Below are 21,999 nucleotides of genomic sequence, written 5' to 3'. Positions count from 1 at the left end.
AAAGGTCGATTATTTATTGTATTTTACCCACTCTTTTTTTACGAAATCATATTGTTTTATAATTCTTCCCGGATTGCCCGCGCACACGGAATAAGGGGGGACGGAACGGTTTACGATGGTTCCCGCCGCGACGATAGCATGTTTGCCGATCGTGACTCCGGCCAGAATAACGGCGTTCGCTCCGATCCAGACGTCATCTTCTATATGAATAGGAGCGGTCGATACCCCTTGGTCGATAATCGGCAGGTCCGGATCGAGGTAATTGTGGTTCAGGCCGGAAACGGTGATGTTTTGGGCGAGATTAACCTTGTCTCCTATGAAAACGGGACCGATAATCGTGTTGCCTAATCCGATGCGGCTATGGTTGCCGATACGGATTTCCCCTACCATATTGTTTAAAGTGGAAAAGCTTTCTATAACGGACCTTTTGCCTAAAGTGAACGGGTTGAAAGGTACCAGATCCTTTCGTACATTACGGTAGATGATGGCCCCTTTTTTCCGTTTTAAATAGAAAGGTTGTAAAAGACGTAGCCAATGCCGCGGCCGGGTCTTTACCGGATGAACCATCCATGTCAGAATGAACTGCTTTAATCGGGGATTTTGTTTTATTCGTTCTTTTAATTGGGTTATGTTCATAACGGTAATTTTTAGTTGGACGGGATGGTTAATATTCTTGTAATCTGCTTTTCCGCGTTGGTTCTTACCCGGAATTCGACTCTTCGGGAAGCTTCTTTGTCTTCCAGGCCGTTTTTCATGATCAGTTTACTGGACGATAAGCCGTTCGTTGTGATTTTCGGGAGAATCAGGGCTAATTGTTCGTTGTTTTGCTGGTGTTCCAATAAGTAGGCCAATACGTTTCGTGTCCTATCCTGGGATAATTCCATGTTTTTCAGATAAATTTCATCTTTGGACAGATTTTCTGCCCATTCGCTCGAAGTATGACCTTCTATCCTGATTTCTTCGACATCGTCACGGTATTTATCAGATGTCAATATTTTCAGGTAACGAGGAAAAAAATCATTAAGTATCACCTTGAATTCCTCTTTGAGGGTTGCGCTTCCCCGGTTGAAGAATATGATAGGTTCTTCGAAGCGGACGGATAGAGTCGATTGATCTAAAACGGCATTCCATTTTTTCAAATCATCTTTAAACTCGCTTTCCAGGTCTTTGTATAATTCGTATTGAAGTTGATTGTAAGAGACGGCAATTTTTTCAATCCTGTTTTTTTCGTGAGTGATTTTAATGATATAGATAACAGAGATAAAGATATATATCAGCATTAGAACCGACATTAAATCTGCGATGGAAAACCAATGATTATCTTCGTTTTGTCCGTTAAAAATGCTCATAACGATTATTTTGGGGGTTCTTGTTCGGAATGCTGTTGCTTGAGGATGGCATTGTGATCCTGTGTCAGTTTTCTAACAATAGCTAATAATGTTTGTGAGAACTCCTGCATGGAATCCAATTTGGTTACGAATCTTTCTTCCACATTATTCATCTGTTCTTGCAGAAGTTCTTTGGTATTGTTGATCATCAGATCCAGTTTCTTGCAGGAAGCGTTCAAATTAATGATTTCAGAGTCCAATACGGATTGTTGTTTATTAATATTTTCATAATCCGTATGGTGTGTTTTATTCGTGTTCTCTCCCCATTTTTCGATAGCCGTCCCGATCGCTTTTAGAGAGTCGGATAATTTTTGGTTGATGTGACTCAGCTCATCGGTTCGTTCAATTTGTTGTTTATGAGATTCGATAAGCGTCGTGTTCAATTTATTGAATAGATTGTCGATCGTTTCGGAGGAGGTTGCCGTACCTATTTTTTGTTCTATGTTAGATAGTAATTCCACTATGCGATCCTCTTTGGAAGGAGAGGACCGGTCAATGTTTTTCGTTGTACGGATACCATAGAATGCCGGAAATACTTTCAGAACGATAGAGGTCAACATTCCCGCGACAGAACTGTAAAAAGTCGTTTTAATACGGTTCAACAGTTGTGGGAGGGCTGCTTCGATATCATTTACATCGAAATTAAACAGGGCCCAGATAATACCGCAGAAGGTACAAAATAATCCCAATGAGACGACGGTAGAGGTGAGCGTATTCCTATTGAACCAAATTTTACCGAGATAAGGGAATAGAAATAGGACCAAAGATATAAGTATGAATGTATAGCTGTTCATAAAGGTAATGATTTATAAATTTCCAATAGTTTTCGGGCTGTATTTTCCCATGAGAATGATTTTACCCGTTCCAGCCCGTAAGTAACTTGTTTGTCATAAAATATATTGTCCTCTTCCAAGACAAGTAGTTTATCGGCAATCTCGTTTTCTTCAAACGGATCTACTAAGATAGCATTTTTTCCTGCAATTTCAGGCATAGCGGTTATGGAAGAGGTAATGACCGGAGTTCCGCAAGCCATTGCTTCCAGGATAGGTATTCCGAAGCTTTCTCGTAATGACGTGTATAGAAAAGCGAATGCTCCGCTGTAGATGGCCGGTAGATCCGTGTTGGGGATATAACCGGGGTAGCGTAGTAACGGTTTTAGGTATTCCATTTTTTCTTCTTTCAGAATCGCATCGATAATGGGTTCTTTTAAATCGGCGATGACCAAAGGAATAGGATGTTTGGAGCGTTTAGCGTATATCCCGTAAGCCTTTAGGGTACGATTGGTGTTTTTCTTCGGGTCTGTGTTTCCTAAAAAGAGAATGTATTTATCCGTATCGAAGTATTTTTTCGTGACTTCTTCCGGTTGATCGATGGGATGAAAATGTTTGCTATAACCGTTATGAACAGTCGTTACTTGTTCCGGTTCAAGATGCAAGGCCTCTTGAATGCGCTTACGTTCGAAATTCGAGACGGTAATGATTTTTAGGCAGGAAGGTAAAACGCGAGGGACGACAAAACGGCGGTAATACCATCCCATGTTTTGATAGATGGAACGATTGTTGTGTTGTCTTTTTTCCAGAAAAATAATGTCATGTAAGGTTAAAACGAGCGGAACCGAACAACGGATTGGTGCTGTATTGCTGGTACAATGCAACAGGTCGGGTTTTATCTTTTTTAGCGCACGGGGTAGTGCTATTTGTTCCCAGAGGGGATAGGTGGGGCATTTGATTTCCACGATATGCATGTTGGAGCTATGGGATAGGCAACGATCTTCTCCCGGTGCGACAAGGATGAAGTATTCGTTTTCCTTATCAAGTTTTTGTAACTCCCGGATAGTTTCCAAGGCTACAAAGTCCATTCCATGTTTATTTGTTCTGAATATGCGTTGAGCTTCTATCGCGATTTTCATACCCCTTTGTTTTAATTTTATTCTCGTGAATTATCTATTTTACTTCTCCGTGTGCCGTATGGATGAATTTTTTGTTTACCCCTTTCATGCGAAATAGATTGAGGAACATCATGATGAATAGCAAGGGGATTTTACGGATGGCTTTTTTAAAGCGATCATCGACAAGATAATCCGGTATCGCCAAACAAAGGGTTATCCCAGTAATGATAAACAGTCCCCACCATTTCAAGGAGTACTCCCAATGAATGAACAGGGAGAGACAAGCAAAAAATCCGATGCTTCCCAACAGTAACAAACGGGGAGGCATCATCCATTGAAATAATTTGTCACAGTAGTCTATATTAAATGAAAACAGGGCTCCCGGCAGATCACGGATGATTCGGTGCCATTGACCGTATTGTGCGGCAAGCCATCGGCGTCGTTGGTTATAAAATCCCTTGTTCCCTTGAGTCTTTTCGTCATAGACGTAAACTTCTTCTAAATAATCGATAAAGTAGCGTTGTTTTAAAAGTAAAATTTCTAATTCCTTATCCTCTCCGGCGGTAAAAATCTTTTTTATATTTTCTTTAAACCAGTCGTAATCGAAAGCCATACCGGAACCGATAAGGGCGGAAGAAAGTCCCAGATTTACATGTCCTTTTCTGAAAATGGAATTATTAATTTCTTCGCTGACGGCATCCAGTACAGCCACATCCGTGTTTAGGTTCTTGGCTTTTCTGTGAGCTTGCAGGGCTTTGGAACCGGCGGCGTACGCGTTGTTTATATGTTGCAGGAACAAAGGATCGACACGATTGTCCGCATCGAGGATGACCGCTATTTGGTAATCGTTTTGAAGTTTGTCCATGGCTAAGTTCAGGGCTTTGGCTTTTGAGCTGTTCTCGTAAGTGGCCTTAAGTAGGAGAACGGGTAGCAGAGCCAGTTCATTGTTCGTCTCTTCTTTCATATGGTCGGAGATGACCACGACATCGTACAAGTTCCGGGGATAGTCTTGCTGGAGGAAAGAGTGAACGGCCGTTATAATGACGGCATCTTCCTGGTATGCGGGAAATAGCACGACTATGCGATGTTGTTTCCGGCTTGCTGGATAGTGAAAAGTACGTTTGGGAAGTGCGGCAATACTGAATACGAGAAGATAACCCGTAGATATTGCCAGTATACACCAAATGATATAGTCCATAATAGGTAATATGTGCTCCATAAGCTATGCCGATTTATGTTTTAATGTAAAAAACGCCGCTATCCCTTTGCCAGTCGCGCGGATGAGTTTGAGCTGCCCGTGCGATAGATAGACCATGATGTTTTTGGGGGCGGCAATACATAGTTGGTAGAGAATAGCTAAAAGCCGATCTCGTCCTTTTCGATTCCTCCACGCGTACAAAAGTCGGTTTCGGGTCAAATAGAATGCGCGTAACGGACTGTTCTGTCCGGTACTTTGACTCTCTTTATGAAAAACCGTGCAACGGGGTTCATACCATAATTCATAGCCGTGACGGGTGATCCGGGTACACCAATCCAATTCTTCGTAATAGAGGAAATAGATATCCGGAAGATATCCTACTTGCTCGAGAATTTCCCTTTTAAATAAAAGTGCGGCTCCATGTAAGAAGGGGGTGGGGACCGCTTGGTCGTAGATAGCCTCATCCGGTTGTCCGAAACCGATCAGGTGGTTGCGTAAACTGATACGGGACAAGGGGGTATATCCTGCAAACTGAATATTTTGTGGTGGAAATGCGAATTTAATTTTAGGAGATACGGCAGCGATCTCCTTCTTCTTTTCGATGGCTTCGAGCAAAAAGCCGAAAGAGTCTTCCGTGACGTAAGTATCGTTGTTAAGTAAAAATATATATTTTCCTTTGGCCTGTCGAATGCCTAAATTATTACCCCCCGCGAAACCTAAATTATGCTGACTGCGGATGGTGATAAGCCAGGGATACTTTTCCCGTAATAAATTCGCTTCATTCATCTTGGAACCGTTATCCACTACAATGATTTCGTGTGGAACGGAAACATACCGGTGAATGGACTCGACAAGCTCACAAGTATCTCTCATCCCGTTATAATTTACGGTTATAACTGATAGGTCAGGCCGGTTGTTCATGAGGTGCAAGTTGTTTGTTCCCAAATTGTTCGAGTTCTTTGTCGTAATATCTTGACATGTATATAAATGCCATGGCGGTAAATACGATCATGCCGTTAGGATAGCTTAGGACCTCGTTGCCGTAAGAAGAGACAACCATGCCGAATATACCGCTCAAAAGAGCGGAGCATATCCCTTTTAACTCTTTGTTTTTAAGTTTAAACATGATGATATAGGCACTTCTGGCAAGTATTGTGAGGATAATACCCATGTATAGAATTAACCCGATGATTCCGGTTTCTACCCAAGTCATCACTAACCAAGAGTCGGTGGGAATTTGTGAAACAAAAGCTTTGGGTTTGAATCGTTTGGCTTTTCCTCCACCCAGGCCGAGCCCGATTCCGAAAGGGTGTGAGGCCATATAGGTTTTCAATTGTTCCTGATTTTTTTTCCGGACCTGAAAGGATGCATCGTTGAAATTGAAGGCGGTTCTCATGCGCCGGATTAAACCGTTGTCGTTTCCTATATTGGTAAAGTTAAAAAAGCAATAGGCGGCTATCAGTATCAATATACCAGTCAGGGCTCCTTTATAATTCTTACTTAGAACGGCAAAGCACGTGATTCCGGCAAAAGGAACGGCCATGGCGCTTCTTGTTCCGGCGATCAGCATACCGTAACCTCCGGCCAAGGCTGCGACGGCAAAATAGATTTTTAACCACTTGTTCTTCACGTATGCCGCGGAGATTCCGAAAACGATCATGGCAAACCCCATTCCTGTACCAAAGTTGGCTGCATCCGGGAAAAAGGAGAAATAACGTACGCCGGTGTATATCAGGTGAGTAGATGCACCTCCTCCTACGTATAACCAGTATAATTCAGCTCGGTCGAATCCCCGATTACGTTGCCAGTAACCCTTTGCTGAGGCCAATAAAGTAAGAAACGCCAGAAGCATCAGCATGAGTTTCAAATGGTGGTATTTAGGAAAAAGGGAAGGGATACAAATGGCCATAACGAAAGGGTACAAAGCATAGGTCGTGAAAGCGATGGACCATGGCTCGAACATGGCATTCGGGTTAAATACTTCGAAAAGACAGTATATTAACCAGATGCTCCATAACAAAGTCAGACTGTTCTTTGCCTTGGAAAACCCCAAGGCTTGGTAATTGTTTCTTAAAAGCAGAAGAACCATTAACGCCAACGTGAGTGAGGTCATGATTAATCCGCTTTTTAGAGGTACATAACGGTTGATGCCCATGATGACGTAATTTAATACATACAGGGCAATGAAGCTATGGGACGGATTCTTTATAAACCATCCCAAAGCGAGTAAAAGAATCGGTAAACACGCGAACAGAGTGGCCATCATGATCCCTTTCAGGAGAATCAATTTATATATGATGATGATACCTAACAGTAATCCGATATATAAATACCCCTGGGAGGACATGAAATTGATAAATCTGTTCCAAAGAGACATATTACTGTTTTTTACGTTCATCGATAGCCGTTAAACCGAGTTGTGACAATCTGTACAATAACTTTCTCCAGAAAGTGTAGGGCGGTAATAAGCCGGTGAACTCTTCTGCCGTGTCGCGTTTCGTGTGATTCAAGACAAAGAACAGAGGAATGTTGCCGGATAGCTCTTTTAGCCGGACGTATAAAGCTTGATCCGTGTTCTTCCATGTACGTCTGGAGTTAACGACCAATAGATTGAGACTGACGTCCTGCAAGAGTTTTTGCGTGATGGAAGATTCTTCCAACGGCGGATACTCTACAAGAATAATGGTCATTTTCTCCGGTTTGTTATGGATGCCTGACCTGAGTAAAGAGTTTAATAATTCTTCATTATCCAGATCGAAATCGCTATGCCAGGAAAGTTGCTTGACGTCCATTCCTAACGAGTTCCAATATTCGAATAATTGATTGGATACGAAACTCTTCCCGTCCGCGTGTGCCGTACTCAGGATATTAATAATGTTATTGCTATCCGGTTTTAAATAAGTAAGGATGGAATTACTTAACGCTTTTGTTTCTAACGTTTGGTATATGGTATTGTATTTCCGGTGTTGGAGACTAAAGTATCGAGTATAAGCTCCCAATACATTCCCTCCCGTGATTCGTTTGGTCCTGAAGCTGTTATGCAACGTTCTGTCTAAAAATTCAACCAATATAAAGAAGCCCAGAATAAAAATAAAAGTGATGGCAAAAGCGATGGCTACGATCTTTTTTCTCTTGGACTCCTCCGGATAAAGAGGAAATTCGGGAGGATTGATGATCTTTAAGGTCGCTGAGGTCATTTGCAGGCTTTTTTGCCTTAATCTGGCCGCGTTCAATGCATTCAGGATGGCCATGTATTGGGCCTCGATAATGTTGATGTTGCGCTCTTTTCTTTTCAGTGTGGAGCCGATAGGCGAAAAGTAGACGTATTTGTTATCAAGGTCTTTTTTCCGTTCTTTCATAACCTCCAATTCCGCTTTGGTTTTTTCCAACAGGATGACTTGTCCCAACCATTGCTGGAGGATTTCTTCATTGGCAATACCTTCTTTAGTGTATTTATGTTCTCCGTAATGCTTCAATAAATCGTAAAATTCATCCTCGGTTTTTTGAAGGTCCTTTTTTATGGGAGCTGTTTTTTGCGATGCGAGAGAATCATTGCTGAATAACTCTTTTTGACTGATTTGTGTATATAGGGTCGAAATCTTATTCAGGGTACTGATGAATTGGGAATTGTTTCGAAAAACTTCGGCTTGATCTTTCAATCTTCTCTCCAACTCCTGAATCAGTTTTTGCGTACTCTCGTGGGCTAATTGAAATTCCCAGTATTTGATATCGTAATCGGAATTCAATATGGATACCTGTTTGGTCTCCTCGTCGTAATTGATAACCCGTTTTGCGATGCTGTAATCCGTCAGCGAGTCTTCCGCCTGTTTTAAAAGTCTGCTGTATCTGGCCAACTCTCCCTCGAAATATTTTATAACATCATTCGTCTCCCCGAAACGTAAATCCTGGTATTGTTTGATAAATTCATCGCATAAGATTTTTAGAGTTTGATAGGTCAAGCCGGGGTCGGTTGCGGAGTAGGAGAGTTCCAACATGTCGCTTTTCCCGTCTCTTCTGGCCGCGATATTTTTCAGGGAAGACCGGTTATAATATTCCAGGTTCCAGTTGTAGATACCGTACACGTAGTTTTTTGGATCGGCTTTCTCGAATCGATGCAGATTCTCGAGAGTTCTCGCCTCGTTGATCGAATCGTTCGGATTATCTTTAACAATCAGGTCCCGTATGTATTGGGGGGCATGGTTGTGTATCTTGCGGTAATTGATTGCTTTGATAAACATGTTGTCTTGCTGCGGATTACCGTTGATCATGCTGCGGGCGTACAATCTTAGCGATACTTCTTTCAATGTATGATCGGAATGAATAATGTTGAACAGATTGTCCATGATACTGTTCGAAATCGCCGCACTGGTTTGATTCTGGTTTTCCGATAAGATATTAAATCCGGAAATAACTCCCGTGTATATGGTGCTGTTCACCGTATAGTTACGAGCCATATTGGCCGTTTGCAGAAAAACGATGAAGGCCACCAATAAGGGGACGATGGTCAGCCAGAACCTAAGTTTGTATATGAATTTTACGATGTATAGTATGTAGTCCATAAAGTAATTATTTGATGAGTTTCGTGTGAGAAATAATTTCCAGCTTGAGGATTTGCGTGTTTAATTGGGCCCGAAAGGATTCATAGGCTTCATAAGCTTCGTTTTGTGTCGCCTTACTTTTAGCCAAAACGCTTGACGTGGTTTTCCCGAGCCTGAAGTCTTTTTCGTCGATTTCATACTGAGCTTTGGCAAAATTAAGAACTTCTATTTTTGATTTTATGATGTTTAATCCCGAAAGGATGCTGGAGTAGAGCTCGATGATCTGACCTTTTAACTCATCGAGGGCAATATCCCTATTCAGTTCTGATGAATAAACCCTTGCTTTTTGAGTCTTTACGTCCGTACGCATGTTGAATATTATATTCAGAGGAATAGCCAAAGAGGCTCCTACTGACCAACTGCTCTGGGCATTGCCGCTATAAGTTGTCATCAGAGGTGTATTTTCATCAGAAAAAGAGGTGTAGTTCCCGAGCACACCGTAGGTGTATCCGGTTCTTATATTGAAAAAGGAAAGCCATTTTCTTTTTTCCGTTTTTAATTTGTTTTTTTCGGTCTCGACCAATGTCTCTGTTTGGGTTATTCTGGGATTCTTTTCGACATTTCTGAATAACGTGTCCAGAGGAGGAAGATGGAAGTTTAAATAGTCGTTCGGCATAAATGTCAGAACCGTGGTGTTTTGTGCTTCTGCATAAGATATTCCTAAACTTATAATCAGAATGATACTAAGAATATATTTTTTCATATGGTTTACTAAAAGGTTATACGTTTTCTTTCTGTACGAATGCCGTGAATGTTTTGAATATGATCCGGATATCCATCCGAAACGAGAAGTTGCGGGCATATTTGATGTCTAATTGTTTTCGTTCTTCTGCGGAGAGAGCGCCCTGATCACCTCTTTTTTCGACTTGCCATAACCCCGTCAAGCCGGCAGGGGCCATAAATCGCTCGATGTAATCATCGGAAGTGAGGAGTTCTGCTTCGTAAAGGGGAAGCGGACGATTTCCTACAATAGACATGTCACCTTTCAGAATGTTTATCAGTTGAGGAAGTTCGTCGATACTGTATTTTCGAATGATATGTCCCACTTTGGTAATGCGCGGGTCGTTTTCGTATTTTACAAATGCATTTTTTTGTTTTTTATGCCGATTTTGTAAAAGATCGCGTTCCGTCGTAATAAAATCATCGGCCACGAAAATAGGTTCGTTTTCGGAAATATCCTGAGACTCGTTTATTTCACTTTTTATATCGGATTTCTGTAAAGAACTTTCTTCCCTGTATTGATTCAGGGCTTCAAATTCCTTCAACCGTTTGTCTGCATCTATATACATGGAACGGAATTTCAAAAAATTGAAAATATCGTAATTACTTCCGACCCGTTTGGACTTATACACGATGGATCCTTTGCTCTCCAAACGAATAGCCAGCATCGTAAGAAGTAGGAGCGGGGATAAAAAAAGTAAGGCCAAAAGGGAAAATACAATGTCGAATATCCGTTTCCATAACGGAAGTTGAAAACGTTTGCTATCTCTTTTTTTATCGGTAGAGTATTGTTTCAATTGAGGTAATAGCATCAGTATATCCTGCAGGTTCTCCTTACTGGCATGTATGCTTATGATCTCATGTGCACCGGCTTTAAGATAGGATGGAATATCCTTTTTATCTATTTTGTCGGTTACGACGATCAGATAAGTATTTTTTAAATTACCGTTTTGAATGTGGTTTAACCACAAGAAGTCCCGTTCTTTTTTCGATTCTATGAAGATATAAGACGGTTCTTCGTTCGCATCTTTTTGTTTTGACAGGTATAGAAAGAGCCGGATCGGATTTTCTAAAACAGTCAATGTTACATTCAATTTCGATTGAATGTACTCGCTCCATTGGGGGTTAATACCAATATAGTAAGCAAACATAGCCCTATCTTAATAAATTCCTTACTCTAATTTTTAGCTCTTGCGGGTTAAATGGTTTCAAAACAAAATCGGAAGCTCCGTCCTCTAACAATCCGATACGGTCATTCGTACTCTCCATACTTGATAAAATAATGACGGGAATGAAACTGAACATCTCGCTGCTTTTCAGTTTTTTCAAAAAAGTATGACCGTCCATTTCGGGCATATATACGTCAGAAATAATCAAATCGGGAATATTTCCTTCGTGCATCCAGTTAAAAGCTTGTATAGGGTTATTAACAGAGTGTACATTATAATCTTTTGATAACTGATACATGATCACCTTCGCAATTTCCGGTTTGTCATCAACGATCAGAATAGTTTTGTCCATAGGCATGCATTTTAGTAACTTACAAATATACGATATTAATACAAGATAGCTATTTTTTCGTATAAATATATTGTTCCTTTCTCCTTTTTTATGTGAAAAATGAGGAAATGATTATTCTTTTTATAAATAATGGTCCATTAGTAGGTTAAGAAAGTTAAATTTGTCGGAAAGAATAGTGGAATGCAGATTTGAATATATGTGATTAGTTTGTACTTTTGTAAAAGCTTAATCGGGCTAAAATTAAATGTGATACGATATGAACCTGAACCCTTCGGAATATAAAATACTCATTGTGGATGACGTGCAGTCAAATGTGTTACTGCTTAAAGCTCTGTTAGGGCGGGAAGGATTTAATATCGTCTTTGCGATGAATGGTGCGGAAGCCTTGGAAGTAGTAAAAAAAGAGCGGCCTGATTTGTTGTTGTTGGATGTGATGATGCCTGACATGGACGGTTTTGAGGTTGCGGGGCGTTTGAAGGTCGAGCCGGAATACGCGGAGATCCCGATTATTTTTCTCACGGCATTGAACGATTCTGCCAGCGTGGTCAAGGGATTTCAATTGGGAGCAAGTGATTTTATCTCCAAACCTTTCCGAAGGGAGGAGTTGCTGATACGCGTACAACATCAATTGTTGTTGGTAGAGTCCCGGCGAATTATTTTGAGACAAACGGAGGAATTACGTAAAACGATAGAAGGACGCGATAAACTTTATTCCGTGATCGCTCATGATTTGCGTTCTCCTATGGCTTCAATGAAAATGTTGTGTAATATGATCATGATGACCATTGAGCCTAATTCTTTGCCTTCTGATGTGTTTGAAATGTTAGAGATGACGAATAAGACGGCAGAAGAGGTTTTCTCCTTATTGGATAACCTGTTGAAGTGGACCAAAAGTCAATTGGGAAAATTGTCGTTATTACCTCAGGAGGTGGACATCGTCGGGTTGGCACAGGGGGTGGTGGAAGTATTCAGCCCTATAGCCGAAAGTAAAGGTATTCGGTTAAAACTTCTTAACGATCGGGAGGCAATAAATGTTTGTGTGGATATAGAGATGATTAAATCTGTCGTGCGCAATTTAATATCCAATGCTATAAAGTTTAGTAATAAAGATACCGAGATCAGGGTAAGTCTGAACGTGGAAGGGGAGGAGGTTATCGTAACCGTGTCGGATAACGGATGCGGTATAAAAGAAGAGGATCAGCCTAAATTATTAAATGCGGCGACTCATTTCACCACTTTCGGAACGAATAGCGAAGAAGGGTCGGGGTTGGGACTTCTGTTGTGTAAAGATTTCGTGACAAAGAACAAAGGACGTCTTTGGTTTGAATCCGAGTACGGTCAGGGATCGAGTTTCAGTTTCTCCTTGCCTTTAAAGAACGAATAAAAAAGAGTGCTTCGATGAAGCACTCTTTTTTATTTTAGTTGAACTCTTTCAAAATCTTTTCGACTTCTGCCGGAGTAACTCTTCCGTAAACTTTTTCTCCGATCAGAACGACGGGAGCAAGTCCGCAGGCTCCTACACAGCGTAAGCTGGAAAGGGAAAATTTTCCATCCGGTGTGGTCTCGCCAACTTCAATTTTTAGAATCCGTTTGAATTCGTCCAATACCTTTTCGGCTCCTCTCACGTAACAGGCTGTTCCCATGCATACAGAAATCGGATGTTCTCCTTTGGGAGTCATCGTGAAAAAGGAATAGAACGTTACCACTCCGTATACTTTGGATACCGGAATATTCAGTTGCCGGGCGATGATCTCCTGTACTTCCCGCGGCAAGTACCCGTGAAGCTCTTGTGCTTCGTGCAGGATGTTGATCAATTCTCCGGGTTGATTACCATGTCTTTCGCATAGTTGAACGAATTCGTCCACCTTACATTTGGCTAAAGTTATCTTTGTCATATTCCGTTCTTTTATTGTTCAGTAATTTCTTTACTTCTGTTGAAGTAACATGTATGTAAAAGGTGATGTGCCTTTTCGCTCATCGGTTTCCCTAAGTATTCTTCATAAAGAGAAACAATATAAGGATTCTCGTGAGATTTACGTAAATGTTTTGTTTCGTCTTCCTGATAAAGTGCCTTTGTACGGGCCTTCAATAGAGAAGAGTCTCCGTGGTGAAGCGGCTGGCCTCCTCCACCGATACAACCGCCGGGGCAAGCCATGATTTCGATGGCGTGGTACGGGGATTTTCCCGCCCGTATTTCGTTCATCAGTTTGCGGGCATTTCCGAGACCGTGGGCAACGGCCACCTTCAGTTTGAATCCGTCAACGTCAATGGTAGCTTCTTTCAAGTTGCTGATACCTCTAACGTCGTCGAAATTAACATTGTCAAGGGTTTTACCCGTGTGTATTTCATAAGCGGTACGTAAAGCGGCTTCCATAACGCCTCCCGATGCCCCGAAAATAACGGCAGCTCCGGTTGATTCTCCGAGAGGTGCGTCGAACTCTTCCTCTTCGAGTTGCATGAAGTCGATATTGGTTTGTTTGATGAGGGCGGCTAATTCTCTGGTAGAGATAGAGTAGTTTACATCCGGGTCTCCGTCCGTTTTGAACTCGTCTCTTTCACATTCGAATTTTTTGGCTAAACAGGGCATGACGGATACGACGATCAGATCTTCTCTCTTTATGCCCATCTTTTCGGCCCAGTAGCTTTTGGCCACGGCTCCGAACATTTGTTGCGGAGATCGGGCGCTGGAAGGCATGTCCAAGAGATCGGGGAACTGGTTTTCGAAGAAATTGACCCATCCCGGGCAACAAGAGGTGATGATCGGTAGTTTGACGTTCTTATCGCCATTCAAAAAGGCTCCAAGGCGACCTAATAGTTCGGTTCCTTCCTCCATGATGGTCAAGTCGGCGGCAAAATCGGTATCGAACACCTTGGCAAAGCCTAATTGGCGTAAGGCTGCGACCATTTTTCCGGTGACGGATGTACCGGCCGGCAATCCGAATTCTTCTCCTAATGCGGCACGCACGGCTGGAGCTGTTTGTACGATCACGGTTTTTTCGGGATTAGACAGATCCCGGATCAAACGATTCGTGTGATCTATTTCTGTCAGAGCCCCCACGGGACATACAGCTACGCATTGTCCACAAAAAGTACATTCGGAATCTTTCAGATCCTGGTCGAAGGCAGGCATGACAACGGAACCGAAGCCCCGGTTTGCCGCTCCGAGTGCGCCGACTGTTTGTACTTCGTTACACATGGTTTCGCACCGACGGCAATAGATACATTTACTCATATCCCGGCGGATAGAAGGAGATTCGTCTACTTTATAGGTCGTTTGAGCTCCTGCAAAAGGGATTTTGCGAATACCTAATTTGATGGCTATCGTCTGTAATTCACATTTTCCCGATTTCGGACACACCAAACAGTCGGAGGGGTGATCGGATAGCATCAACTCGAGGACAACGCGACGGGCGTTCAGAACGCGGATCGTATTCGTGCGTACGTTCATGCCGTTTTCGCATTTGGTGGCGCAAGAGGGAGCCAGGTTTTTTCTGCCTTCCACTTCTACAACGCATATACGGCAAGAAGCCGGAATGTTTTGAATACACAGGTCTTTCAGGTTCATGTAGCAGAGGGTTGGAATATCGATTCCCATTCCTCGTGCGGCTTCCAGAATAGTAGTGCCTTTGGGGACGCTTACCTCCCGGTTATCTATTTTTAATGTTATATTATTTTCCATGTTAAAATCTTAATCGTGAAATTTTAGCTTTCCGCTTTTCTCCTGATTTTAGGTGAAAAGTCTTATCTCGTGCTTACGGCTTTGAATTTGCATTTCTCCATACATGCACCGCATTTGATACATTTGGCGGTGTTGATAAAGTGTACCTCTTTTCTTTCGCCGACAATCGCATCTACCGGGCAATTCCGCGCGCATAGTCCGCATCCGATACATAATTCGGGATCGATGTGGTAAGTCAGCAAGTCTTTACATTTACCGGCCGGACATTTTTTGTCCTTAATATGTGCGATGTATTCATCGTAGAAATTGTCGATGGTCGAAAGAACCGGATTCGGAGAGGTCTGTCCCAAACCGCAAAGAGCCGTATCCTTAATTACCCGGCTAAGATTTTTCAATGTATCGAGATCTTCCATGGTCCCTTGTCCTTTGGTGATCTTATCCAGTAGCTCGTAAAGTCGTTTGTTTCCTACCCGACACGGAGTACATTTTCCGCAAGACTCCTCTACGGTGAAATCTAAATAGAATTTAGCAACGGCGACCATACAATCGTCTTCATCCATAACGATCATTCCTCCAGAACCCATCATGGAGCCGGAGGCCAGCAGGTTATCGAAATCAATCGGTACGTCCAAATGTTTTTCTGTCAGGCAACCGCCGGAAGGACCACCGGTCTGAACGGCTTTGAATTTCTTTCCGTTTTTGATACCACCCCCGATTTCGTAGATGACTTCCCGTAAAGTTGTTCCCATGGGCACTTCAATCAAACCTACGTTATTGATCTTGCCGGCCAGGGCAAATACTTTTGTCCCTTTGGAACGTTCAGTCCCGATCTGATTGAACCAATTGGCGCCTTTCGTGATTATGACCGGGACGTTGGCCAATGTTTCCACGTTATTTACGTTCGTGGGACGTTTCAGATAACCCGCCTCTGCCGGGAAAGGCGGTTTCATCGTAGGTTCTCCTCGTTGTCCTTCCATGGAGTGAATCAAGGCCGTCTCTTCTCCGCAAACGAAAGCTCCCGCTCCGTATCGTAATTCGATGGAAAAATGGAAATCGGTTCCTAAAATGTGCTCCCCTAAAAGTCCATACTCTTCCGCTTGTCGGATGGCTGTTTTTAACCTGTTGATAGCCAAAGGATATTCGGCGCGGATATAAACCAAACCTTTTGTGGCTCCGATACTGTAACCGCAAATGGCCATGGCCTCCACGATAGAGTGAGGGTCACCCTCCATAATGGATCGATCCATGAATGCACCCGGATCTCCTTCGTCCGCATTACATACCACGTATTTTTGATCTGCCTGGTATTTACTGGCAAATTCCCATTTCATACCGGTAGGGAAACCACCGCCGCCTCTTCCCCGTAAGCCGGAGAGTTTCATCTCGTTGATTACCTCTTGCGGAGTCATCTCCGTGAGGCATTTTGCTAAGGCTGCATACCCGTCGCGAGCGATATATTCTTCGATGTTTTCAGGATTGATAAAACCGCAGTTACGTAAGGCGATACGGAGTTGTTTTTTGTAGAATCCCATGTGTTTGGAGTCACTTACGGCGCTTTTTTTCTCCGGATCTTTATAGAGTAAACGTTCTACTTTACGTCCTTTAATAATATGTTCGTTCACAATTTCCTCGGCATCTTCCGGCTTTACCTGAACGTAAAAAGTATTGTCCGGCATGATTTTTACGATAGGGCCTTTTTCGCAGAAACCGAAACAGCCTGTTGCAATGACCTGAACTTCGTCTTCAAGGTTTTTATCTTTCAGGCACTCTTCCAGTTTCCCGATAATGTGTTGACTGGCGGATGCTCTACATCCGGTCCCACCGCATACGAGAACATGCATTTTATAACTCATAGGTATAAGGTTTTGTTAGGGTTAATTTTTTTGTTTTCAACACAACTCCACAGGTGATAAGCGGGTTGCAACGATTAAATCGTGTTGTAATTGACGGGAATGATCCCCTCCACGAGTTCGTCGTTCTTTAAATATTTTTGAATGATTTCTTCTGCTTTTTCCGGGGTTACGTGACCAAAAACGATCGGATCTTTACCGGGTTTCGTGATTTCGATAGTCGGTTCTGCATAACAGTATCCCATACAACCGGTTTGTGTCACAACAGCCGCAATCCCGTTTTTTTCTAAATTTTCGATAAAATAATTCATGGTTTCCTTACTTCCGGCTGCAATACCGCAGGTAGCCATGGCTATCTTTATCTGGATCAGGTTATCTGCCTGTTCGCTTTTCTCGCGAAGATCGATTTTAGCCTGAACGTTTTCTTTGATACGTTTAAGATCTGCTAATGATTTTATCTTCTCCATAGTTAATGATTAAGGTTGATTTGTTGTATAAGTTATCTCTTTTAAGTTCTCTTCTATCATTTGTTGTAAAGCGAGTACGATCTCCGGGTCGTTAACGGGAACGCCTTCCAGGAAATCTTTTACCTCTTTCGAGTCGAAAAGATATTTTCCTTTTTCCGTGACATGACGATAGACAAAACGGATATCCGGATTCGATGCTACAAGCAGGACGACCGTGTTGGCTATATTGCCGACGGGAGGGCGATCCAAATGGGAGTGTGAGAAAATGGCCTGAATGGTTGTTCCCTCTCCTTCGCGAGAACTAATGGTTAACGAACCTCCGGTTTGTTCGGCATTTTGTTTTAACAGGGGAATTCCTAATCCTACTCTTCGAACGGTCCTGCTCGTGAAAAAGGGATCCGTTACCCGATCCAGCGTTTCTGCGTCCATACCACATCCATTGTCTCTTATGGTGATGCTAAAGAGGTCTTTTATGATATTCTCTTCAATATCAATTTCTATTTTTGTGGCCTCTGCCCGCACCGAATTTTGGGCAATGTCCATAATATGAGCTGATAAATCTTGCATCTTCGTCACTTCTAAATGTGAGGGAAATCGCACCTTCCACTTATAAATTTACGGTTATTTTCAAAATAAACTTTCAATTGAAAATAATTCGTCTCAAATATAGTAGAAATATCGTAATAAACAACTGACAAAACGTCAACCTTTGTTATATAGATTGTTTCTAATAAAGTTTTGAAACCCTTGGTTTTTGGGGTGCTACGCGAATCGAAGTAAGGATGGGACGTGTGGAAAAGGACAATTTAATCGGGAGAAAGGTAATACCGGAGGAGACGCTTCAATAGAGCGCAGTTGATCGGTTTTACGATATAGTCAGAACATCCTGCAGCCTCTGCTGCTTGTTTGTCTTGGGGAAAGGCGAAAGCGCTTACGGCTATAATCGGAATATCTGAATTCGTTTCTCGTATTTCCCGGGTGGCTTCCAAACCGTCCATTTGAGGCATTTTAATGTCCATTAAAATAAGATCCGGAAAATGAGATTTGAATTTTTGGATTGCTTCTATCCCATCCCGGGCGCGAATAATAAAATACTCTTTTTTTAGAATGGTATCTAAAAGAAGAAAATTACTCTCGTTGTCTTCGGCAATAAGTATTGTTTTGGATGGATTAATATAATCATTTTCCTTTCCTTTCATTCTTCTACTCGATTTAAAAAAATGAACGTTTTATGATTTTGAGTATTTAGAAAGGGACAAAACAGGCTCTAAGGCGCTTTACTATTGATTCATAATTTTTTAAAATAGGCCAATATAGCATATTTTTCGAATAAAATCTGTATATTTACGCCATCATAAAACGTTCGTTTATTGATAGATAGATCGGATTGATTCTGTGGAAATTATATATAAAATATATTATTTCCTTTTATTCTATTCCTTGTTTTATAATTTTTCTAAAAAAACATTCAAGGAGGATTTAAAGTGATCTAATAGCCTGATTAATAGATTCAAATGAAGGATATGAAAGGGATAGTTCCGTGTATACCTTACCGATATCATTAACGTAATGGGCATCGGAAGAACGAATGAAAGCATAATTTTGAAGGTAATTGTTACCTTTTAAGAAAGCCTCTTTCGTCGTGTAAGGACTGAGTTCTAAGGCTTCTACCCGTAGGTCGGGAGGAACGAATCCCAATTGAGAAAGGATACTGAAACAGCTTTTATCGATGTGAGCGGGAATAAAGATACCTTCTAACCGATGTACTTCATGTTCGATATTTTCGATCGGCAGATCAAGGGCGGAAATGAGCAAACGTTTTTCTTCGTATAAAATTTGGTCGTCCCAATCGACGACCACCTGATAGCCGAATTTTTCCGGGTTGTTTTGAATAGAGGGGAGATGCCGGTCCAAAAAGAGTTGAAATTCGTCCAGTCGTTCCCGGTTTGGGAAAAAAGCTAAACAGTGTGCCTCTTCCCGGGTTGAGATTTCAACTCCCGCGAGAACGAATATTCCCTCCTTTTGGGCCTTTTCCTGGATGATGATGGCCTGTCTGGTAGAATTGTGATCGGTAATACCGATGATGTCCAATTTTTTTTGCTTGGCCATGGCAATAATATTCCGGGGACTCATATCCAGATCCCCGCAAGGGGATAGTACGGTGTGTATATGTAAATCGGCCCGGAATAACATGGGTTTCAGCCTTTAATGGTTTTGTAAAGTTCTCCCGTGATTTCAAAGGTTTCCAAAGATGTGGACAGGATCGGGATTCCCTCGGCATCGCTTTCTGCGGCAGTATCTTTCTCGGGGGTACGTCCTTTTACGAGAATAATGGCGGCAATCTCTTTTAAAGAGGCGATAGCCATAATGTTTTTATGAGTTTGAAGGGTAACCCATATGTCTCCTTCCCGGGCGTTGCCCATGACGTCGCTTAACAGATCGGATGTATATCCTCCTTTGATTTCGCGTTTTGTACCGGAAGCTCCACTGCAAAGAGTAAGGTTTAATTTTGATATAAGTTCTTGTACGGTCATGATTATATATACGATTGATTATGATTCAAATCTTTTCTTTCCCCAGGTTTTTTCTGAAATGTCGAGGGATTCTTCCGGGGTCATTAAATCTTCTTTACAAAGAATCTTTTGCATAAACACGCATTGGTTCAATTTGGCCTTTCCCTGAACGACATCGCGGGCGAGGGTTTGGCAGGAGGGAGCTCCGCAAGCTCCACAATCTATTTTAGGAATAAACTCCATGATTCGGTTGATCTTTTCCATTTTCTCCATGGCGACAAGCCTATTTTCGTCCAGCTTTTCTATGGAACGGGGGGGGATTTTACCCGTGAGAGACATGAGTTTGTATAAAAAAGATCCGTATTGCTGTACATCGTCAGGAGTGGTCCGGTTTTGCATCTCGCTTGATCTCATTCGTTTACGTAGACGTTCTATCGTTAAGAAACGATTGTTTATGACGAGAGCCCCTCCCGCGCAAGAGTGGTCGCAAGCCCGTAATTCAAGAAAATCGATGTCCGTGATTTCGTCGTTCTCTAATTTCTCGAGAATATCGATGACGTTGTGTATCTCGTCGATAGCGAGGCAACGTCCGTCGAAACGGGAGGCTTCACCTTCCGTGAGCGTCCAGGCGATGGCTTCCGGTGATAAATACGTTTGTTCCGGAACGGGAACAAGCGGTTGATTTTTGTGTTGAGTAATGCCTAATTGTATCTTATTGTATATAAAGTCGATATTGATAACTCCGTTTACGGCGGATCCCTCTTCTCCCACGGGAGATTTTACGGCAGCTATTTTGGCGGCACAGGGGGTAACGTAAAAAATTCCGATCTCCTCGTTAGGAATACCTTGATCGATTAGTTTCTGACGGGCATAGATCGCCGCCAAATCCATGGCTTGTTTTAAACGGACGATGTGTCCTATTAGCGAAGGAAACCTGACCTGAATCAACCGGACGACTGCCGGACAGAAACTGGATATGAACGGTCTCTGGTGGCTGTTGTTTTTCATGTAATCCCGGGTCGCCTCCGTCAGAATCCCGGACGTTTGTGCCACTTCAAGGACATAAGTAAAACCCATGTCATGTAATTCCGAGAAAATCTGTTCTTCAGTGATATCTTCTGAAAATTGTCCGAATAAGACGGTGGGAAGTAGTATGACCCGGTGTTTAAAGTTGAAAATTTGACTGAAATCATCCTGTTCCACGATAATCGCGTGTTGAGGACAGGATTTCAGACACATGCCACAATCTACGCAAGCTGCTTCGTGTATACTTGCTTTCCCATGCCTGATGCGTATCGCTTGCGTCGGGCACAGACTCATGCAGTGAGTACAGCCGATGCACGCTTGTGACGCAACTTTTAAGGCATGGTAGAAAGGTTCCATATTCAATTCGGAAGTTCTGTTTTAGTTTGAGAAATACGTGGTCATTGTTACTTTTGTTCCTTCGTTTACGTTAGATTCAATCTCCAGTTTATCGCAGTTTTTTTTCATGTTAGGCAAACCCATTCCTGCTCCGAATCCCATCTCTCGCACTTTCGGGGAAGCTGTCGAATAGCCTTCTTGCATGGCTAAGGATATATCGGGGATACCCGGTCCTTTGTCACTGATGATTACCTCGATGTATTCAGGATTAACGGCTACTTTCATCACTCCCTCGTAGGCATGAGCCACTACATTCACTTCTGCTTCGTACAGTGCGACAACAATGCGTTTGATCAGCATCGCATCTATGTTTAGTTGTTTGAGAATCTTTTTTACTTCACTCGAAGCTTGCCCCGCTTTGGAAAAATTTCCTCCTTCGATATTATAATTAAACTCCATTTTTTCGGATTAATAGATAGGTTCTAAACCGGCAACATATAATTCGCCGCATACTTTAAACATACTCTGTTTGCATTGGAGCAAAGCGATGTTACTCTCCTTGGCTAATTCGACCATTTCTGGAGTAACCTGCTTACCCCGGACAAAAAGGATAAAACAGATATCTGACATCTCTGCCGTCCGTATGACCTGAAGATTCGCCAATCCCGTAATAAGGATCATTTCACTGGTATCCAGACGCAGAACATCACTCATGAGATCAGCAGCGAAAGCATGCTTAATCATTTTATCGAGGTGATGATTTTCATATATCACCTCGGCTTGCAATAAAATAGCAATCTCTTTTAGGGTCATGG

General features: G+C 42.3%; 23 protein-coding genes. 1 reads left to right on the top strand and 22 read right to left on the bottom strand.

Annotated elements, in window-relative coordinates; all coding sequences use genetic code 11:
* Window positions 1-9 precede the first annotated feature (9 nt).
* The 11 genes from DMB45_RS09190 to DMB45_RS09140 are packed head-to-tail and all read right to left on the bottom strand — an operon-like array spanning window position 10 to window position 11,313.
* Window positions 10-636, bottom strand: coding sequence for an acyltransferase (locus DMB45_RS09190; protein WP_041502309.1), 627 nt, complete (start codon window positions 634-636; stop codon window positions 10-12).
* 11 nt (window positions 637-647) lie between these two features.
* Window positions 648-1,349: an OmpA family protein gene (locus DMB45_RS09185; protein WP_041502308.1), complete on the bottom strand. Its 702-nt coding sequence runs from the start codon at window positions 1,347-1,349 to the stop codon at window positions 648-650.
* 5 nt (window positions 1,350-1,354) lie between these two features.
* On the bottom strand, window positions 1,355-2,182 hold the full coding sequence (locus tag DMB45_RS09180) for a hypothetical protein (RefSeq protein WP_041502307.1): 828 nt from the start codon (window positions 2,180-2,182) through the stop codon (window positions 1,355-1,357).
* Window positions 2,179-3,297, bottom strand: a complete 1,119-nt coding sequence (locus tag DMB45_RS09175; RefSeq protein WP_041502306.1) for a glycosyltransferase family 4 protein — start codon at window positions 3,295-3,297, stop codon at window positions 2,179-2,181. The genes DMB45_RS09180 and DMB45_RS09175 overlap by 4 nt, the downstream gene beginning before the upstream one ends.
* A gap of 34 nt (window positions 3,298-3,331) precedes the next feature.
* Entirely contained in the window at window positions 3,332-4,495 is a 1,164-nt protein-coding gene (locus tag DMB45_RS09170; protein WP_041502305.1) for a glycosyltransferase, read from the bottom strand.
* A 3-nt stretch (window positions 4,496-4,498) separates the two neighbouring features.
* Window positions 4,499-5,395 carry a glycosyltransferase family 2 protein gene (locus DMB45_RS09165; RefSeq protein WP_041502304.1) on the bottom strand — a complete coding sequence of 299 codons (897 nt, stop codon included), beginning with the start codon at window positions 5,393-5,395 and terminating at the stop codon, window positions 4,499-4,501.
* Window positions 5,379-6,851 (bottom strand): O-antigen ligase family protein, encoded by a 1,473-nt coding sequence (locus DMB45_RS09160; protein ID WP_052649348.1) that lies wholly within the window; start codon window positions 6,849-6,851, stop codon window positions 5,379-5,381. Before DMB45_RS09160 ends, DMB45_RS09165 begins: the two co-directional genes overlap by 17 nt.
* A gap of 1 nt (window position 6,852) precedes the next feature.
* The gene (locus DMB45_RS09155) at window positions 6,853-9,033 is read right to left on the bottom strand and encodes a GumC family protein (protein WP_041502303.1); all 2,181 of its coding nucleotides are present in this window, start codon (window positions 9,031-9,033) and stop codon (window positions 6,853-6,855) included.
* A 7-nt stretch (window positions 9,034-9,040) separates the two neighbouring features.
* Window positions 9,041-9,775: a TolC family protein gene (locus tag DMB45_RS09150; RefSeq protein WP_041502302.1), complete on the bottom strand. Its 735-nt coding sequence runs from the start codon at window positions 9,773-9,775 to the stop codon at window positions 9,041-9,043.
* A gap of 16 nt (window positions 9,776-9,791) precedes the next feature.
* Entirely contained in the window at window positions 9,792-10,943 is a 1,152-nt protein-coding gene (locus DMB45_RS09145) for a sugar transferase (RefSeq protein WP_052634379.1), read from the bottom strand.
* 4 nt (window positions 10,944-10,947) lie between these two features.
* A complete protein-coding gene (locus tag DMB45_RS09140) occupies window positions 10,948-11,313 on the bottom strand; it encodes a response regulator (protein WP_041502301.1) in 366 nt (121 codons plus the stop codon).
* Window positions 11,314-11,569: 256 nt separating this feature from the next.
* Between DMB45_RS09140 and DMB45_RS09135 the strand changes: the two genes are divergently transcribed.
* A complete protein-coding gene (locus tag DMB45_RS09135; RefSeq protein ID WP_041502300.1) occupies window positions 11,570-12,697 on the top strand; it encodes a hybrid sensor histidine kinase/response regulator in 1,128 nt (375 codons plus the stop codon).
* Window positions 12,698-12,731: 34 nt separating this feature from the next.
* Here DMB45_RS09135 and nuoE read toward each other — a convergent pair whose 3' ends face one another.
* From nuoE to DMB45_RS09080, 11 genes are all read right to left on the bottom strand, one after another.
* A complete protein-coding gene (nuoE, locus tag DMB45_RS09130; RefSeq protein WP_041502299.1) occupies window positions 12,732-13,208 on the bottom strand; it encodes an NADH-quinone oxidoreductase subunit NuoE in 477 nt (158 codons plus the stop codon).
* An 11-nt stretch (window positions 13,209-13,219) separates the two neighbouring features.
* Window positions 13,220-14,992 carry an NADH-dependent [FeFe] hydrogenase, group A6 gene (locus DMB45_RS09125; protein ID WP_110688687.1) on the bottom strand — a complete coding sequence of 591 codons (1,773 nt, stop codon included), beginning with the start codon at window positions 14,990-14,992 and terminating at the stop codon, window positions 13,220-13,222.
* A gap of 62 nt (window positions 14,993-15,054) precedes the next feature.
* Window positions 15,055-16,845, bottom strand: a complete 1,791-nt coding sequence (locus DMB45_RS09120) for an NADH-quinone oxidoreductase subunit NuoF (RefSeq protein ID WP_041504810.1) — start codon at window positions 16,843-16,845, stop codon at window positions 15,055-15,057.
* A 74-nt stretch (window positions 16,846-16,919) separates the two neighbouring features.
* The gene (locus DMB45_RS09115; protein ID WP_041502296.1) at window positions 16,920-17,309 is read right to left on the bottom strand and encodes a (2Fe-2S) ferredoxin domain-containing protein; all 390 of its coding nucleotides are present in this window, start codon (window positions 17,307-17,309) and stop codon (window positions 16,920-16,922) included.
* A 9-nt stretch (window positions 17,310-17,318) separates the two neighbouring features.
* Window positions 17,319-17,876: an ATP-binding protein gene (locus tag DMB45_RS09110; RefSeq protein WP_041502295.1), complete on the bottom strand. Its 558-nt coding sequence runs from the start codon at window positions 17,874-17,876 to the stop codon at window positions 17,319-17,321.
* A gap of 239 nt (window positions 17,877-18,115) precedes the next feature.
* Window positions 18,116-18,508, bottom strand: coding sequence for a response regulator (locus tag DMB45_RS09105; protein WP_052634377.1), 393 nt, complete (start codon window positions 18,506-18,508; stop codon window positions 18,116-18,118).
* 280 nt (window positions 18,509-18,788) lie between these two features.
* Window positions 18,789-19,502, bottom strand: coding sequence for a PHP domain-containing protein (locus DMB45_RS09100; protein WP_041502294.1), 714 nt, complete (start codon window positions 19,500-19,502; stop codon window positions 18,789-18,791).
* Between the two features lie 5 nt (window positions 19,503-19,507).
* Complete coding sequence (locus tag DMB45_RS09095; protein WP_041502293.1) at window positions 19,508-19,843, bottom strand: DRTGG domain-containing protein; 336 nt, start codon at window positions 19,841-19,843, stop codon at window positions 19,508-19,510.
* Window positions 19,844-19,861: 18 nt separating this feature from the next.
* Entirely contained in the window at window positions 19,862-21,205 is a 1,344-nt protein-coding gene (locus DMB45_RS09090; RefSeq protein ID WP_041504811.1) for a [Fe-Fe] hydrogenase large subunit C-terminal domain-containing protein, read from the bottom strand.
* Window positions 21,206-21,226: 21 nt separating this feature from the next.
* On the bottom strand, window positions 21,227-21,643 hold the full coding sequence (locus DMB45_RS09085; protein WP_041502291.1) for an ATP-binding protein: 417 nt from the start codon (window positions 21,641-21,643) through the stop codon (window positions 21,227-21,229).
* Between the two features lie 9 nt (window positions 21,644-21,652).
* Window positions 21,653-21,997, bottom strand: a complete 345-nt coding sequence (locus DMB45_RS09080; RefSeq protein WP_041502290.1) for a DRTGG domain-containing protein — start codon at window positions 21,995-21,997, stop codon at window positions 21,653-21,655.
* Window positions 21,998-21,999: the final 2 nt, after the last annotated feature.

This window comes from Sanguibacteroides justesenii (assembly GCF_003204205.1).
GTDB classification, from domain to species: Bacteria; Bacteroidota; Bacteroidia; order Bacteroidales; family Marinifilaceae; genus Gabonibacter; species Gabonibacter massiliensis.
Note: the sequence above shows the minus strand (reverse complement) of the source record. Positions and strands in the feature narration are given on the sequence as shown.

Coding starts and splice junctions, on each gene's coding strand:
- DMB45_RS09105 (WP_052634377.1), bottom strand. CDS start 18,508: ATGAAAGGAAAGGAAAATGATTATATTAATCCATCCAAAACAATACTT.
- DMB45_RS09140 (WP_041502301.1), bottom strand. CDS start 11,313: ATGGACAAAACTATTCTGATCGTTGATGACAAACCGGAAATTGCGAAG.
- DMB45_RS09185 (WP_041502308.1), bottom strand. CDS start 1,349: ATGAGCATTTTTAACGGACAAAACGAAGATAATCATTGGTTTTCCATC.
- DMB45_RS09165 (WP_041502304.1), bottom strand. CDS start 5,395: ATGAACAACCGGCCTGACCTATCAGTTATAACCGTAAATTATAACGGG.
- DMB45_RS09090 (WP_041504811.1), bottom strand. CDS start 21,205: ATGGAACCTTTCTACCATGCCTTAAAAGTTGCGTCACAAGCGTGCATC.
- DMB45_RS09110 (WP_041502295.1), bottom strand. CDS start 17,876: ATGCAAGATTTATCAGCTCATATTATGGACATTGCCCAAAATTCGGTG.
- DMB45_RS09175 (WP_041502306.1), bottom strand. CDS start 3,297: ATGAAAATCGCGATAGAAGCTCAACGCATATTCAGAACAAATAAACAT.
- DMB45_RS09190 (WP_041502309.1), bottom strand. CDS start 636: ATGAACATAACCCAATTAAAAGAACGAATAAAACAAAATCCCCGATTA.
- DMB45_RS09135 (WP_041502300.1), top strand. CDS start 11,570: ATGAACCTGAACCCTTCGGAATATAAAATACTCATTGTGGATGACGTG.
- DMB45_RS09125 (WP_110688687.1), bottom strand. CDS start 14,992: ATGGAAAATAATATAACATTAAAAATAGATAACCGGGAGGTAAGCGTC.
- DMB45_RS09180 (WP_041502307.1), bottom strand. CDS start 2,182: ATGAACAGCTATACATTCATACTTATATCTTTGGTCCTATTTCTATTC.
- DMB45_RS09100 (WP_041502294.1), bottom strand. CDS start 19,502: ATGTTATTCCGGGCCGATTTACATATACACACCGTACTATCCCCTTGC.
- DMB45_RS09080 (WP_041502290.1), bottom strand. CDS start 21,997: ATGACCCTAAAAGAGATTGCTATTTTATTGCAAGCCGAGGTGATATAT.
- DMB45_RS09170 (WP_041502305.1), bottom strand. CDS start 4,495: ATGGAGCACATATTACCTATTATGGACTATATCATTTGGTGTATACTG.
- DMB45_RS09120 (WP_041504810.1), bottom strand. CDS start 16,845: ATGAGTTATAAAATGCATGTTCTCGTATGCGGTGGGACCGGATGTAGA.
- DMB45_RS09145 (WP_052634379.1), bottom strand. CDS start 10,943: ATGTTTGCTTACTATATTGGTATTAACCCCCAATGGAGCGAGTACATT.
- nuoE (WP_041502299.1), bottom strand. CDS start 13,208: ATGACAAAGATAACTTTAGCCAAATGTAAGGTGGACGAATTCGTTCAA.
- DMB45_RS09150 (WP_041502302.1), bottom strand. CDS start 9,775: ATGAAAAAATATATTCTTAGTATCATTCTGATTATAAGTTTAGGAATA.
- DMB45_RS09115 (WP_041502296.1), bottom strand. CDS start 17,309: ATGGAGAAGATAAAATCATTAGCAGATCTTAAACGTATCAAAGAAAAC.
- DMB45_RS09095 (WP_041502293.1), bottom strand. CDS start 19,843: ATGACCGTACAAGAACTTATATCAAAATTAAACCTTACTCTTTGCAGT.
- DMB45_RS09155 (WP_041502303.1), bottom strand. CDS start 9,033: ATGGACTACATACTATACATCGTAAAATTCATATACAAACTTAGGTTC.
- DMB45_RS09085 (WP_041502291.1), bottom strand. CDS start 21,643: ATGGAGTTTAATTATAATATCGAAGGAGGAAATTTTTCCAAAGCGGGG.
- DMB45_RS09160 (WP_052649348.1), bottom strand. CDS start 6,851: ATGTCTCTTTGGAACAGATTTATCAATTTCATGTCCTCCCAGGGGTAT.